The organism is Collinsella aerofaciens, assembly GCF_018785265.1.
In the GTDB taxonomy this organism is placed as follows: Bacteria; Actinomycetota; Coriobacteriia; order Coriobacteriales; family Coriobacteriaceae; genus Collinsella; species Collinsella aerofaciens_AI.
Window position 1 is genome coordinate 1 of the sequence record NZ_WQPK01000015.1, and the last position, 14589, is coordinate 14589.

Below are 14589 nucleotides of genomic sequence, written 5' to 3' on the forward strand. Positions count from 1 at the left end.
CAGGGTATCGGGTTCCCACATTCATCCGCACATGTGCGGATGAATGTGGGAGGTGTTCGGATAAAGTCGATAATCAAGGTAGCTGTGTTTTATAACCCTCGTTTGTCGCATCTTCTGTGAACGGGCTACAATAACTTAGTCTGTGCGATATGGAGGTGAACATGGCTGAAGCTGGTATCGGCGTTGATATCGTCGAGATTTCCCGTATGAAATCAATTCTTGAAAAGACGCCGTCGTTTGCTCGGCGCGTGTTTACCGAAGAAGAGCGTGCGTATTGTGATGCATCATCGCGTCCCGCTGCTCACTATGCCAGCCGCTTTGCTTCGCGCGAGGCGGTACTTAAAGCTCTCGGCACGGGTTTTAGTCAAGGCGTTGGTCGCAAGGATGTTTCGGTTACGCGTGATAAACTCGGCAAACCGAAGGCGCTGCTTTCGGGCCGTGCTCTCGAGATCGCTCAAGAGCTGGGTGTTGTTGAGGTCGCTCTTTCCATTACGCTTACAGGAGACTTAGCCGTTGCGAATGCCATCGCGATTACCGAAGATGCTCGGCCTAAGCCAAAAGAGGAAAAGGTGAGTACCAAGAAACGCGTAGCGCAGACATTTAAAGAGGCTCGCTCTGTTTTAGATGAGCTTGAGCAGCTGCAGAATTCAGCATTGACGGAGCACCTGGGCGATGCTTCGCAAGATACGCTAGGAGCATAGATGAAACCGGTTTTGAGTACCGAAGAAGTCGTTCGTCTCGAGGACATCATCGAACGCGAAGGGACTTCGAAGGCCGAGCTTATGGAGCTAGCGGGTGAGTTTGCCGCCAACGAGGTCTTGAAGCTCAATCCCGATCGGGTTCTCGTTCTGGTCGGTTTTGGTAATAATGGCGGCGACGGTTGGGTTGCCGCCGATATTCTGAGCCATAAGGGTGTGGACGTCGATATCGTTTCTCCGGTTGAGCCGGATGAGATTCCTGCTGCTCTGGCGCGTCATGTTGCTCGTCGTACTGCCGGCCGCGATGTGCACGTTTGTGTCGGCCCCTCGCGTGACGAACTCGAGGTTTTGATCGATAAGGCCGATGTTGTTGTTGATGCCATTTTTGGTACCGGTTTCCACGGGAATCTGCGTGCGCCGTTCTCCATCTGGATTCCTACGGTCAATGAATGCGCCGATTGTGTCGTATCCATTGATGTCCCCTCGGGCCTGAATGCCGAGACGGGCGTTGTTGATGACGACTGCATTCGTGCCGAGCATACGGTGACGATGATTGCGCCCAAGATTGGTCTGTATAGCGCTGATGGCCCTGAGTATGCTGGCGATTTGATCTGCGGCAATCTTTACGACCGTCTTGACGAGGTCATCGATGATGTCGACCACGCCGCCGAGATTGTCGAGCCCGGTGACTTAGTTGATTACTTTGCTCCACTACCTACGAATATCGATAAGTATTCCCGTGGCTCTGTGCTTATTGTCGCCGGATCTGCGCAATATCCTGGTGCTGCCATTATGGCGGCCAAGTCTGCAGCTCGCGCGGGTGCTGGTTACGTGGCAGTTGCGGCTCCTGACGCCTGCGCCAATCTTATTCGCATGGCACTTCCTTCGATTCCCGTCTTTGCTATTCCGTCTGATTCCCGCGGCTCCTTTGGCGCCGCTGCGCGCATGACTGTGTGCGAGATTGCAAAGAAGTACAGCTGTGTACTGTGCGGTCCCGGTATGACGACGTCTGCCGGCGCTATGCAGGTGGTTTCGGGCTTGCTCGAGCTTGATGTGCCGCTTATCTTGGACGCCGATGCACTCAACTGCCTTGCTAAGATTGCCATTGACGGTATTGATAGTAATCCCGAGATGTATCGTCGCGAGCAGCCGTTGGTTATGACGCCGCACTATCGTGAGCTTTCGCGTCTGGTTGCCGGTGACGAGGTGAACGACCTTGGTACCGCGATTGCGGCCGCGCAGAAGGTTGTCTGGGCTGCAGGCTCCGACAATCTGGTGGTCATTGCCAAGGGGCCGACGACGGCTATCTGTGGCGTTGAGCGCGTGCTGCTGCCGCTCTCGGGTCCGGCTTGTCTGGCAACTGCCGGTTCGGGCGATGTTCTCGCGGGTATTTTGGCTGGCACGCTTGCCACCATGCGCGACGAGATGGATCGTTGGGAGTTGCTGTATTCGTACGCCGTCGCACTTCACAGCTACGCCGGGTTTGCCGCGGCGACGGAGTATGGTGAGAAGAGCGTCATCGCGACCGATCTTATCGACTTGATCGGTCCCGCCATGGAACTGGCGGCAAAGGATGCGCTCGAAGATCTGGGAATCATGGACGAAGGGTCGGATGACTAATCATGAATAAAGCCGATTTGACGCGCTGGTCCTGGGTCGAGATCGACCGCGGGGCGCTACGTCGCAACACGAGGGCCTATAAGAACTTGCTGAATCCACGTCAGCGCCTGTGCTGCGTGGTCAAGGCCGATGCTTATGGTCATGGAGCTGTTGAGTGCGCCAAGATCATGTATTCGGCCGGTGCTGACATGTTTGCCGTGGCGACGGTTAACGAGGGCGTTGAGCTCCGACAGGGCGGGATTACGAAACCCATCCTCATCCTAAGTGAGCCGCCTATCGAGGCCATTCCGACGTTGCTCGAGTTTGATATCATGCCCTCGGTCTATACGTCTGACTTTGCTCTTGCGTATGGCGAATGTGCCGTCGCGGCGGGCAAAGTGGGCAAGTATCATCTCGCCATCGAGACGGGCATGAATCGTATCGGCGTTCACTACACGCAGGTGCTCGACTTTGTCCGCGGTATAAATTTCCATCGCGGTATTCAGTGCGACGGCGTATTTACGCACTTTGCCACGGCCGATGAACCTTCGGGCTGGGACTACAAGCTGCAGTGTCAGCGCTTTACCGAGGCCGTTCAGGCCATTAAGGATGCGGGTTTTGAGTGCGGTATCGTGCACTGCGCCAACACGCCGTCCTCGATGCTCGACCCCTCGATGCATTTTGATATGATTCGCGCCGGCGTTGGCTTGTATGGCATGCAGCCGTGCGAGCTGAGTGGCCGCGTGATGCAGCTTGATCCCGTTATGAGCGTCCATGCGCGCGTGACGCGCGTGGCACACCCTGCGATGGGTGAAGGCGTGGGCTACGGTTTTACCTACCGCGTACCGCGTACGCGCGTTCAGATCTGCACGCTGCCGATCGGTTATGCCGACGGCCTATCGCGTACACTTTCCAATCGTATGGATGTGCTGTATCGCGGCGAGCGCGTGCATCAGGTTGGCAATATCTGCATGGACCAGTTTATGGTCGCCATTCAGTCCAACCCGGCACACGAGATTCCCGAGGCCGAACATGGTGACGAGATGATCATTGTCGGCCGCGATGGCGATGCCGAGATCACTATGGACGAGATGGCCCGACTGCGCGGAACGATTAACTACGAGGTCGCCTGCGGCTTTGGCATGCGTCTCGACAAGGCCTACGTGTAGGAGCCGCTATGGGCGTCATGCACATCCCCGGCCATACCCATCAGGCACCACGTGAGGTCGCACTCGAGGAAATTGAGGCCGTTCTGGGCGATTGTCACCTCTGCCAGCTCTACCAGTCGCGTCACAATATCGTGTTTGGCGTGGGAAACCCCCGCGCTCGCGTGATGTTTATTGGTGAGGCGCCGGGCCGCAATGAGGATTTGCAGGGCGAGCCCTTTGTGGGGGCGGCAGGCGAGGACCTCAACGGCATTTTGTCGCTGGCGGGGCTCAAACGCGAAGACGTCTACATTGCCAACGTGCTTAAGTGCCGCCCGCCGGGAAACCGCAATCCGCGTCCCGAGGAAGTGCTGGCTTGCTCGCCGTTTTTGCGCGAGCAGATTCGAAGCATCTGGCCCGATATTATCGTGACGCTCGGCAACCCCGCGACACACTTTGTGCTTAAGACCGAGATTGGCATTACTAAGCTGCGCGGCAGGTTCCACCAGATGGGGCATTTTGTAGTAATGCCCACTTTTCATCCGGCAGCAGCGCTGCGCAATCCGCCGTGGCAGGAGCTGCTGGAGGAAGACTTTAAGATGCTGGGCGATTATCTGGAGCGACATCCCGCACCAGAGGACGCCTCGGAATAATAAGGAGCAAATATGTCCCTGGAGCGCCTGGGGGTAGGTACTTACAAAACGACTTGCGCTGCCGATACGGAGTACTTTGGCGAGCTAATTGCACCGTGCCTTGAGGACGGCGATGTGCTCATCCTGACCGGTGGCCTGGGAGTGGGCAAAACTCACTTTACCAAGGGCGTCTCGCGCGGGCTGGGCGATGGGCATATGGTTACGAGTCCTACGTTTGCGCTCATGGCCGTTCACGATCAAGGTCGTATTCCACTGTTTCACTTTGATCTATACCGCCTGGAGCATGCCTACGAGCTCGAGGATACGGGCATTTTCGATGTGCTGGGCTATGAGGGTGCTTGCCTGCTGGAATGGGGCGAACAATTCCAGGACGAGCTGACGGATGAGTATCTTTCGGTGACGCTCAAGCGTGATGAGGGCGACAGCGATGTGCGAACGATAATGCTCGAGGCGCACGGTGACCGCGCAATGGAGCTTTCCCATTTGATTGATAAGGCTGTACAAGATGAGCTTGCATAACGACAACGCGCTGGTGGTGGCGCTCGATACCTCGACCGACATGCTTGCCTGCGCGGCAAGCTGGATTGATGGGCAGACGGGCGAGACGAAGCTCGTGAGTGGCGACCACATGTGTCGCCGTCACGCAAACGTTGAGCTCGTGAATACCGTTGATGGCGTGCTGGATCAAGCCGGTCTGGATCGCAGCGATGTTGGTTGCTACGTGGTCGGTCGCGGCCCGGGGTCGTTTACGGGTGTGCGTATCGGCATCTCCACTGCCAAGGGCCTCGCGCGTGGTGCCAATGTTCCGCTGCTGGGCGTGTCGACGCTCGACGCTTGCGCTTGGACGGCGTGGAAGGCTGGCGTGCGCGGCAAGCTTGGTATCTTGGCCGATGCTATGCGCGGTGAGGTATATCCGGCGCTGTATATGCTGGTCGATGAGGGCCCCGAGCGTCAATTTGAGCGCGAACACGTGGTCAAGGCCGCCGTGGCGCTCGATGAGTGGCGCCAAGCAGCGGACTGGGACCAGCTTCAGCTGACCGGTGACGGTCTCGTGCGCTATGGCAAGCTGCTGGGTGAGGACGAGACCGCCCGCTGCGTGGAGCGCGACCTGTGGTGGCCTTCGGGCGAGGGCTTGCTGCTCGCGCACGCTGCGGGTGACGGCGATCCGGCCCGCGTCCTGCCGATTTACACGCGCCTTTCGGATGCCGAGGAAAACGAGCGCAAGCGTCTTGGTCTTGCCGAGAGTGCGCAGAGCGAAATTACGGGCGTTGCCGATGAGCTCGCCGGTCGTCATCTGCAGTTCCGTCCCATGGGCGCGGCGGATGCCGAGGGCGCGAGCGCGCTAGAGGCTGCCTGCTTTGAAGGTGCCGGACACGAGGCGTGGACGCCGGGCATGTTCCTGTCCGAACTGGGCGAGGACGTCGCTGCGCCGCGTAGTTGGTGGGTGGCACACGACGACGGCAAACTGCTGGGCCTTGCCGGCGGTATGGTCGTGGACGGTGATGTGCAGATTCTGGATGTCGCCGTCGACCCGGCACATCGCCGTGAGGGCATTGCCCGCAAGCTGCTGTCGCACGTGAGCTATGATGCCCAGATGCTCGGCTGCACCACGGCTTCGCTCGAGGTCGAGGACGGCAACGAGGGAGCGATCGCGCTTTATAACGCTCTGGGCTTTACCGAGGCAGGACGGCGCCGCGGCTACTATGGTGCCGGCAAGGATGCCATCGTCATGACGGCTCCGCTGCCCCTCGTGCTTCCGGTCGACAATGCTTCGCCCGAGCCGACGGCGGCAGAGCAGCGCGTATGGCCGCTGCCTGCGCCCGGGCGCTCCGAGGGGGAGCGTGCCGAAATTGAGCGCCGCCGCCTAGTGCTCGCTATCGAGAGCTCCTGCGACGAGACGGCCGTGGCGATTATCGATGCGGATGGCAATATGCTGGCCAACCAGGTGTCGACGCAGATTGATTTTCACGCCCGCTTTGGCGGCGTGGTGCCCGAGATCGCCTCGCGCAAACACGTCGAGGTGATTGTGAGTGTCGTGGATGCGGCGCTCGAGGATGCCGCAGCATCGCTTGGTCTTGAGGATGGAGCCATTGCCCCCAGCGAGCTTGCCGCCGTGGGCGTGACACAGGGTCCGGGCCTGGTGGGCGCGCTCGTGGTTGGCGTCGCCTTCGCCAAGGGCTTTGCCTACGCTGCCGGCAAGCCGCTCGTGTGCGTCAACCATCTGGAGGGGCACCTGTTTGCCAACCTGCTGGCGCAACCCGACCTCAAACCGCCGTTTATCTTCACGCTTGTCTCGGGTGGGCACACCATGCTCGTGCACGTGAAGGCGTGGGGCGACTACGAGGTGCTCGGTGAGACGCTCGACGACGCTGTGGGCGAGGCATTCGACAAGGTAGCCAAGGCATTGGGTCTGGGCTATCCCGGTGGCCCCATCATTTCCAAGCTGGCCGAGACGGGCAACCCCAAGGCGATCGATTTCCCCCGTGCGCTTAACAGCAGAGGAGACTATCGCTTCTCGCTTTCGGGCCTTAAAACCGCTGTGACGCTCTACATTGAACAGGAGACCAAGGCCGGGCGCACGATTCACCTGCCCGATCTGGCAGCTTCGTTTGAGGCAGCTGTCTTTGACGTGCAGTACAAGAAGGCCAAAAACGCACTGCACGCTACCGGATGCAAGGAATACTGCATCGGTGGCGGCGTCTCGGCCAACCCGCATCTGCGCGAGATGATGATCAAGAAGCTTGGGCGTCAGGGGATTCGCGTAACGGTGCCGCCCTTGTCTGCCTGTACCGATAACGCAGCCATGATCGCGGAGGTCGCCCGCCGTAAATTCGACCGAGGTGAAATCTCGCCGTTCGACGTCGACGCCGATCCGAACATGACGCTGTAGCTGGTACGGCGCGGTCCCCGGACGGAGGGGCCGGATATAAGGTTTCCTGCTCTACAGTCCTGCGCAAGACGAAGGCCACATTAAGTGGCCTTCTTTGCGTGCGGAACTCGCGATAAACCTTATATCCGGCCCCTCCGTCCGGGGACCTTTCTGTATCGATATAGCTTCTGGGCTGGTTTGGCGTCGACAACGTCCAGCAAGGTTAACAAGCCAGCGTCGAATTTCCAGCGTTCTTTAGCTGAAAGAAAAAGTTGGTGTGCGGAGCTTTGCTCCGCACATTTGGGATGGGAGCCCCCGAGAGCGGCGGGAGCCGGGCGGCGCATATGAACTTTATCGCGAGTTCCGCACGCAAAGGAAAGCACTTAATGTGCTTTCCGTCTTGCGCAGGACTGTAGAGCAGGAAAGTTCATATGCGCCGCCCGGCTCCCGCCGCTCTCGGGGGCATCTCTCAAGCAAAAACTGTCGTTGGGTAAAGTCCGAGGTCAGTGGCGTTTTATACCGAGAAATTCAAAAAAAGTTGAAAATTCATTACATATTTGCGTTGACTTTAGGTAACTAAAGTTTCATACTCCTTTTCAACCACTGGGGGATGTGAACACGCACGGATCGTTCACATCATGATTGAAGAGGATTTCTCAGACATGTTCACGCATCAGCTAAACATTATCAGCGTAGTAATTATCTGATGCGGGTTAGCACATACAGCTAGCCCGTACGATAACGGGCGGCTGATGAAGATGAGGGCCGTCGAGCGCAACCGACGGCCCTCATTTTTTTATGTCTGAGTAGTTCTTTTTAGAGGAGGAAATGTAATGAACGGAGTTTTGCTCATGGTTGTGGCCGCGGCGGTGCTCGCCTGCGGCTATCTGGGCTATGGCCGATGGCTGGCCAACAAGTGGGGCATTGACAAAGAGGCCCTCACGCCGGCCAAGCGCATGAAGGACGGCAACAGCTTCTCGCCCGTCTCCGCCTTCACCGCGTTCTCGCACCAGTTCAGCTCGATCTGCGGTGCCGGCCCTGTCACGGGTACGATCGTCGCCATAGCCTTTGGCTGGCTGCCCGTCGTGCTCTGGGTCCTCGTCGGCGGCATCTTCTTTGGCGCCGTCCACGACTTTGGCGCCCTGTACGCCTCGATGAAGAACAACGGCAAGTCGCTCGCTCAGCTCATCGAGAAGTACATCGGCAAGACCGGCCGTCGTCTGTTCCTGCTGTTCTGCTGGCTGTTCTGCATCATCGTCATCGCCGCCTTCACCGACATGGTCTGCAAGACGTTCATGTTTACCCCGGCCGTTGACGCTTCTGGCGCTGCTACCGGTGCCGTCGACTTCACCAAGTCCTATGCCGCCGGCTGCGCTGGTACCATCTCCATCCTGTTCACTTTCGTCGCCATCGCCTTTGGTTGGGCCCAGAAGAAGTTCAACCTCACCGGCGCTGCCGAGTTCGTCACCGGCGTGGTCCTTATGGTTCTCATGTTCGCCGTCGGTATGCAGTTCCCGGTCTACCTGGATAAGTTCCAGTGGTTCGCCGTCGTCATGGTCTACCTGGTCTTCGCTGGCGCTATGCCCATCCAGATGCTCAAGACTCCGCGTGACTACCTCACTTCCATCATGATGATCGTCATGATCGTCTGCGCTGTCCTCGGCATCGTCGTCCTGGGCGTCAACGGTCAGGCCACTATCACCGCTCCGGTCTTCACCGGCTTCTCCACTGCCTCCGGCATGATGTTCCCGGTCCTGTTCGTCTCTGTCGCTTGCGGTGCTCTCTCCGGTTTCCACAGCCTCGTTTCTTCCGGCACCTCTTCTAAACAGGTCGAGAAGGAGCAGGACGCCGTCAAGGTCGGTTACGGCGCCATGATCGTCGAGTCCTTCGTCGGCATCCTTGCCATCATCGTTGCCGGCATCATGTTCTCCGACATGAACACCGCCGGTACCGGCGCCCTCAACGCCGGTGTCGCTTCCACCCCGTTCCAGATCTTCGCCGCTGGCATCTCCCGCGGTATGCAGGCCTTCGGTGTTGACGGCACGCTCGCTACCGTCTTTATGACCATGAACGTCTCCGCTCTGGCCCTGACCTCGCTCGACGCCGTCGCCCGCATCGCCCGCACTTCGTTCTCCGAGTTCTTTGCCCAGACCAACGACGCCCTGGCCATCGAGTCCAAGGCCGGCTACATGAGGGTCCTCGGCAACCCCTGGTTCGCCACGGTCGTCACCCTGCTTCCCGGTCTCGCCCTCGCTTTTGGTGGCTATGCCAACATCTGGCCGCTCTTTGGTGCTTCCAACCAGCTGCTCGGCGGCATGACCATGATCACCCTCGCCGTGTTCTGCAAGTGTACCGGCCGCAAGGGCTGGATGCTCTACGTGCCCGTCGTCTTCCTGCTCTGCTGCACCTTCACCTCGCTGGTCCAGAGCGCCATGGGCTGCATGGCCGCTGTCCAGGCTTACGGCTTCTTCGGCACCATCCCGGCTACCGCCACCACGGCCGCCGTCTCCGTCGCCGCCACCAAGGGCCTGCAGCTTGTCTTCGCCGTCCTGCTGATGGTCCTGGGCCTCATCGTCGCCGTCAACTGCCTCAAGGAGCTCTTCGGCAAGGAGGCCGGTTCCATGCCCGACGAGGAGCCCGAGTGGTCCGAGATGGGCAAGGCCGAGTACGGCCGCGCCGCTGCCGCTGAGGCTCCTGCCGACGCCGAGGCCGCCAAGGCTTAGTCGACCTGACGAGTTGAACGTCACATCTATATGACTCGGAAAGACCGGGTCCGCGACTTCGCGGGCTCGGTCCTTTTTTCATGCAAAAGCTGGTGACGCTCGAGTGTTCTCGCAGATGTTTTGCGTGGATAAGGGCGCGCGTTGTACCATATAGACGTATATGTGTACATATGAAAGGGGCCCCGTGGCCAAGACGGTATATTCCGATAACCAAAATAATGTCGATGCCCTGGCTGAACGTCTGAGCAGCCAGACGTCGCTTTCTGCCGAGCGTGCCAAGCTGGTTGCCTACGACCTGCTCTGCCGCAAGGCGCTCAAGATTAAGTCGAGTGCGCTGGCGCAGATTTTCCGCTCCGTCGATAAGGAATGTGACACCAAGGCGATGCGCGATGAGCTTATCGCGGCAAATATCGTGACAAAGATTGAGGGTAGCGGCATTAACGGGCGCCCGGCGTTCTATACCATCAATGTCGAGATCCGCGATGTCCAGGAGCAGCCTGCCGAGTCCGTCGAAGATTTTGTCGTCGAGGATTCCGCTGACGTGCCTGCTGTGGAAGAAGTTGCTCCGCGTGAGCATGTCGATACCGATGAGTTGCTCGATGAGAACGTCGTGCGTGCCTTTACGGCCAAGGCAGGACGCGGCGGTTTTGGCGGGGGTGGCAAGCACGATGCGCAGCGCCGCGCCCAGCAGGAGCGCTTCCGTCGCGCCGTTGCTCAAAAGGGTGAGACGGATGCTGAGGCTGTTGAGACCGAGGTCGCTGCCGAGTCGCAGAAGCCCACGAAGGGGCAAAAGCCCGTGGAGGCCCAAGAGCCCAAGCGCCGTCGCGGTGCTCACTTTAAGGCTGCACAGCAGGATGCCGCGCGTGAGGTTGAAGAGTCTTCTGAGGTTGCAGACGATGTTGAGGAGTCTGCCAAGAAGGCTCCGGGTTCATGCCGTCCCGGACGTGGTTTTGCGGGGCGCGCGTATCCCGTAAGGCGTCAGGAGAAGAGCGAGCCGGCTTCGACCACTCAGGGCGAGAAGGACGAGAAGGCCGTTGAGCCGGTGGCTCGCGAGCAAAAGCCTGTTGAGCCGCAGCTTGAGGTTGATGCCGAGGCCAAGGGCCAGCAGCCTACTGATGAGCAGACGGAGCAGGGCGCGTCGAGCAAGCCTCGCCGTCGTCGCCATCGTGGGGGCCGCAGTTCCCATGCCGAGACTGCGGCCGAGAAGACCACGCCGCAGAACGAGGATGCGAAGGCCGAGGTTTCTTCGGGGCAGCCTAAGCGCCAGCCGGCGAAGGAGAGCAAGTCCGTTCGTCCGCAGAAGCAGGCGTCTATGCCGAAGCGCGAGCGCAATTCCCAAGGCGATTCTAAGCGCAAGTCTCAGAGGAAGCCGGAGTCTGCCGCAGCAGATACTGCTGCCCAGCAGCCCAAGTCGGCCGTTCACGGCGAGGCCTCGGCGTTTGCCCTTGCCCGCGTTTTAGGCAGGCAGCTGCTCAAAGTTGTCCCTACGCCCACGGCGCTCTCTAAGATCAAGGAGCAGCAGACACAGATCGTAAAGGTCGAGGGCAAGGACGGCAAAAAGGCTCCGCAGCGCACTCAGCACAACGAGATGTCCAACCGCAAGATTGCCGAGGAAATCGCAATCATCCAGGCTTGGATCGAGCAGAACCGAGGTGCCGATACGCCGGTTGCCTCGCGCCGCCAGCGTGCCTACCAGATCTTTAACGACGAGAAGGCTTTTGACGGCAAGCACGGTGAGCGCTTGATCAGGCGTATGACCGAAAAGGGCATCAGCATGCAGGCGATCAAGGTCGCCCCCAATCGCCCCGTGCACTTTACGGGCTTCTTTACGCTGGGCGCCGACAAGCCGTTCATTATGGTCGAGAACCTGGACACCTACGACGAGATCGTCAAGCTGCTGCGTGGCCGCAAGCACGCCAAGCTCTTTGGCATCAAGGTGGGCGGCGTGATTTTTGGCGGCGGATGCAAGGCGAGCGTCTCGCATGCCCTGGACGATTATCTGGCCGAGATTGGCTATCGCTTTAACTACGTCTACTACGTGGGCGATATCGATCGCGAGGGCGCGCGCATTGTCGAGCAGACTCGCAATGCCAATGTGGTTGAGATTCGCCTGCATGCCGGCATGTACCGCGCCATGCTCGCCGAGCATAAGCGTCGCGTGAAGGCCGGCGGCGAGTGCGAGCCCGCGGCTGCCAACCAGGGCGTGCCGCAAAACCTGGCGGCGACGATCAAGGATCTGCCCATGGTTACGCGCGTGCAGTTCCGCAACGTGCTGCGCGAGGGCGGGCGCATTCCGCAGGAGATCCTGATGACCGCCGACTATCGGGATGGCGACTCAGGAAGCTTCGACCGCATGCTCAACAACTAGGGCGTTCGGCCCCGGGAGAGTGGGGACACCGGCTTAGGTTTCCTGCTCTACAGTCCTGCTCACGACGGAGGCCACATTAAGTGGCCTCCTGTTCGTGCGGAACTCGCGATAAACCTAAGCCGGTGTCCCCACTCTCCCGGGGCCTGCGGCTACTTGGTTGTCGCATGCGGCTCGCTTTTCGGAACTGGGCTGATATTTTCTTGATGTTAGGCGCTCTTGGTCCTAATGGGCTTGGGGCGCCTTCGCGTTTCCTCAGCTCCGCACCCTTGCGGGTTCGAATCCCTCCGCTTGCCCACAAGAAAGCGCCCTGGGCCGTTATGGGCTCAGGGCGCTCAATTTTAATGGCTGGGACGGAGGGATTCGAACCCCCAACAGCCGGCACCAAAAACCGGAGTTCTACCGTTGAACTACGTCCCAATGTGTGGTGTTGCCCAAAAACAACTCGTTTAGTTTACCTAATCTGCGAGGGCATCGCAAACGCCGTCGAGCAGGCGTACGGCGAGTGTCTGCGCGTCGCTGGCCGTGAAGGTGCCGTTGTAGCGCGTCATGCCCGTGAGCTCAATGCGAATGCGTGCCGGCTTCTGCTGCGCGGCAACATTGGCAGTGCGGATGCGCTGGGCCAGGTTGTGACACTCGGCGAGGGCAATCGTGGCGCGCGGTGCGGCGTCGGCGGGCAGCTCGTCGCTTGCGATCTCGAGCACCAGGTCAACGTCGGTTGGGACCTCGGAGTCGCAGAGCATCATGCCGCTGTTGTCGGTCGTTGCCGTGGCGATATTCCACATGCGCGATGCAACGCTGCGTGCGATGGGGTCCTCACCGATGACGGCAATCTGGAAACGCTCGAGCACGTTGGCGGCACGGGCAAAACCGATGCGCGACTCGGCCTCGGTAACCGAGGGCTTACCCTCCCACACGTGATGCAGGCGGTTGATATAGGCGTAGGTATCCTGGAACGCCATGCCATCGGCAAACAGGCCAACATTTTCCTGGAACTGCTGCAGAGCGGCCTCGGTGTGCGGGCCAAAATAGCCGTCGTTCTCACCGCAGGCAAAGCCCAAAACGTTGAGCGCGCGCTGCAGGGCCTGAACGTCGGCGCCATGGAAATTGGGCATGCGCAGATAGAGCGTGCGGTCGCCCAGCTTATACGAGGCGTCTACCAGGGCGCTCCAACAGGGGATATCGACGGCACAGCCAGCGGCAAGGCCGCTATCGAGCCTAAAGGTGCCAACAGCCTGCTCGGTGGTGGTGCCAAAGCGCTTGTCGGAGACCTCGGCGTCATCGATTGTATAGCCGAGCTGCAGAAGGCGGGACTGCACGTCCTCGACGGCTGCTCCCTGCATGCCCGTTGTAATAGGTTCCATGAACGAACCCCTTTCGGCGTATCATTCGTACTATTTGAGCGCCTGTCGGATAGACGACGCAAAGAGATGCATAAACATACATTCAACAGTGTAGCAACTTGTACCCAAATGCGCTGCCGACAGGTTTTGCAACCCCCGCTAGTTGAGTCGCTCCACAAAGAAATCTGCCATGGAGAGGAACAGTTCGCGTGCATGCTGGTCGAGCGAAACGTCCTCGATGGCGGCCTTGGCTTTGGCGGTCAGGTCCAGCGCGTAGGCGTGGGCGTAATCGATAGAGCCGGTCTGTTGGAAGATCTCCACAGCACGTGCAAGTTGCGCGGGGTCCTCGGTGCCCGAGGAAAGGATTGCCTCGACCTCGTCGTGATAACGCTCGTCTGACAGGGCGTGCACGGCGACGAGGGTGCGCTTACCCTCGGTGATATCGGTGCGGAAGTCCTTGTTGGCGGCCTCTTTGGTGCCGATCAAGTTGAGCAGATCATCTTGGATCTGGAAGGCAAGGCCTGTGTGCAGGCCAAAGGCGCGCAGCGCCTCAATCTGCTCCTCGCTGCCGCCGCCGATAATGGCTCCGGCGGCAAGTGGCGTAGCTCCGCTGTAGTACGCGGTCTTGTGCGTCGCCATGTCCAGATAATTGTCGACCGAGATGTCAAAGCGCCCGTCGCGGACCCAGCCCAAGTCGAGCGCCTGGCCCTCGATGGTTCGGACGATCATCTCGGTGAGCTCGTGGAGTACACGGAGTTTCACGTCTGCCTCGAGCGTGGGGTCGTCGAGAACCGTCTTGGTGACCATGGTGAGCGCCAGATCGCCGCAGTTGATGGCAAGTCCTGTGCCCTCGGTAAGGTGCATGCAGGGCTTGCCACGACGCAGCTGGCCGTTGTCGGCGATGTCGTCATGGATAAGCGCTCCCGATTGAAAGTGCTCGATAGCCGCCGCCGCGCTGCGGGCGCTCTCAAAGCTGCCACCTACCGCGGTGGCGGCGAGCATGCAGATGAGCGGGCGGTGGCGCTTGCCGGCATTGGCCGTAAATGCCGAGAGCGGGGTATACAGGTAGCGCTCGATATCGGCAGAGGTCGCCTGTCCGTCAAAGAACGTGGCCAGATAGTCGTTAATCTGGCCAAAGTGCTGGGCTAAAAAGCTGGTAAACGGACTGGACACGGGTTCTCGCATTCTTTCTTA

10 protein-coding genes and 1 tRNA gene are annotated in these 14589 nt (G+C 59.6%); 8 read left to right on the forward strand and 3 right to left on the reverse strand.

Features of this window, described 5'->3' with window-relative positions:
* Positions 1-161: 161 nt before the first annotated feature.
* The 8 genes from acpS (at position 162) to GPK42_RS02560 (ending at position 12055) form a co-directional block, all read left to right on the forward strand.
* Complete coding sequence (gene acpS, locus GPK42_RS02525) at positions 162-701, forward strand: holo-ACP synthase (RefSeq protein ID WP_006235843.1); 540 nt, start codon at positions 162-164, stop codon at positions 699-701.
* Positions 702-2318 (forward strand): NAD(P)H-hydrate dehydratase, encoded by a 1617-nt coding sequence (locus GPK42_RS02530; RefSeq protein WP_195919474.1) that lies wholly within the window; start codon positions 702-704, stop codon positions 2316-2318.
* A gap of 2 nt (positions 2319-2320) precedes the next feature.
* Positions 2321-3466 carry an alanine racemase gene (gene alr, locus GPK42_RS02535; RefSeq protein WP_215693314.1) on the forward strand — a complete coding sequence of 382 codons (1146 nt, stop codon included), beginning with the start codon at positions 2321-2323 and terminating at the stop codon, positions 3464-3466.
* An 8-nt stretch (positions 3467-3474) separates the two neighbouring features.
* The gene (locus GPK42_RS02540; protein ID WP_215693316.1) at positions 3475-4095 is read left to right on the forward strand and encodes a uracil-DNA glycosylase; all 621 of its coding nucleotides are present in this window, start codon (positions 3475-3477) and stop codon (positions 4093-4095) included.
* 12 nt (positions 4096-4107) lie between these two features.
* A complete protein-coding gene (tsaE, locus tag GPK42_RS02545; RefSeq protein WP_215693324.1) occupies positions 4108-4614 on the forward strand; it encodes a tRNA (adenosine(37)-N6)-threonylcarbamoyltransferase complex ATPase subunit type 1 TsaE in 507 nt (168 codons plus the stop codon).
* Positions 4601-6985 (forward strand): tRNA (adenosine(37)-N6)-threonylcarbamoyltransferase complex transferase subunit TsaD, encoded by a 2385-nt coding sequence (gene tsaD / locus GPK42_RS02550; protein WP_215693327.1) that lies wholly within the window; start codon positions 4601-4603, stop codon positions 6983-6985. Before tsaE ends, tsaD begins: the two co-directional genes overlap by 14 nt.
* A gap of 812 nt (positions 6986-7797) precedes the next feature.
* On the forward strand, positions 7798-9687 hold the full coding sequence (locus GPK42_RS02555) for a carbon starvation CstA family protein (protein ID WP_215693329.1): 1890 nt from the start codon (positions 7798-7800) through the stop codon (positions 9685-9687).
* Between the two features lie 184 nt (positions 9688-9871).
* Entirely contained in the window at positions 9872-12055 is a 2184-nt protein-coding gene (locus GPK42_RS02560) for a hypothetical protein (protein WP_215693331.1), read from the forward strand.
* A 342-nt stretch (positions 12056-12397) separates the two neighbouring features.
* On the opposite strand, the gene GPK42_RS02565 is transcribed toward GPK42_RS02560, so the two are convergent.
* The 3 genes from GPK42_RS02565 to GPK42_RS02575 form a co-directional block, all read right to left on the reverse strand.
* Positions 12398-12472: transfer RNA gene (locus GPK42_RS02565), tRNA-Gln, on the reverse strand.
* 38 nt (positions 12473-12510) lie between these two features.
* The gene (locus GPK42_RS02570) at positions 12511-13416 is read right to left on the reverse strand and encodes a peptidoglycan-binding domain-containing protein (protein WP_215693333.1); all 906 of its coding nucleotides are present in this window, start codon (positions 13414-13416) and stop codon (positions 12511-12513) included.
* 138 nt (positions 13417-13554) lie between these two features.
* Positions 13555-14568 carry a polyprenyl synthetase family protein gene (locus GPK42_RS02575; RefSeq protein ID WP_338404313.1) on the reverse strand — a complete coding sequence of 338 codons (1014 nt, stop codon included), beginning with the start codon at positions 14566-14568 and terminating at the stop codon, positions 13555-13557.
* Positions 14569-14589: the final 21 nt, after the last annotated feature.

Coding starts and splice junctions, on each gene's coding strand:
- acpS (WP_006235843.1), top strand. CDS start 162: ATGGCTGAAGCTGGTATCGGCGTTGATATCGTCGAGATTTCCCGTATG.
- GPK42_RS02530 (WP_195919474.1), top strand. CDS start 702: ATGAAACCGGTTTTGAGTACCGAAGAAGTCGTTCGTCTCGAGGACATC.
- alr (WP_215693314.1), top strand. CDS start 2,321: ATGAATAAAGCCGATTTGACGCGCTGGTCCTGGGTCGAGATCGACCGC.
- GPK42_RS02540 (WP_215693316.1), top strand. CDS start 3,475: ATGGGCGTCATGCACATCCCCGGCCATACCCATCAGGCACCACGTGAG.
- tsaE (WP_215693324.1), top strand. CDS start 4,108: ATGTCCCTGGAGCGCCTGGGGGTAGGTACTTACAAAACGACTTGCGCT.
- tsaD (WP_215693327.1), top strand. CDS start 4,601: ATGAGCTTGCATAACGACAACGCGCTGGTGGTGGCGCTCGATACCTCG.
- GPK42_RS02555 (WP_215693329.1), top strand. CDS start 7,798: ATGAACGGAGTTTTGCTCATGGTTGTGGCCGCGGCGGTGCTCGCCTGC.
- GPK42_RS02570 (WP_215693333.1), bottom strand. CDS start 13,416: ATGGAACCTATTACAACGGGCATGCAGGGAGCAGCCGTCGAGGACGTG.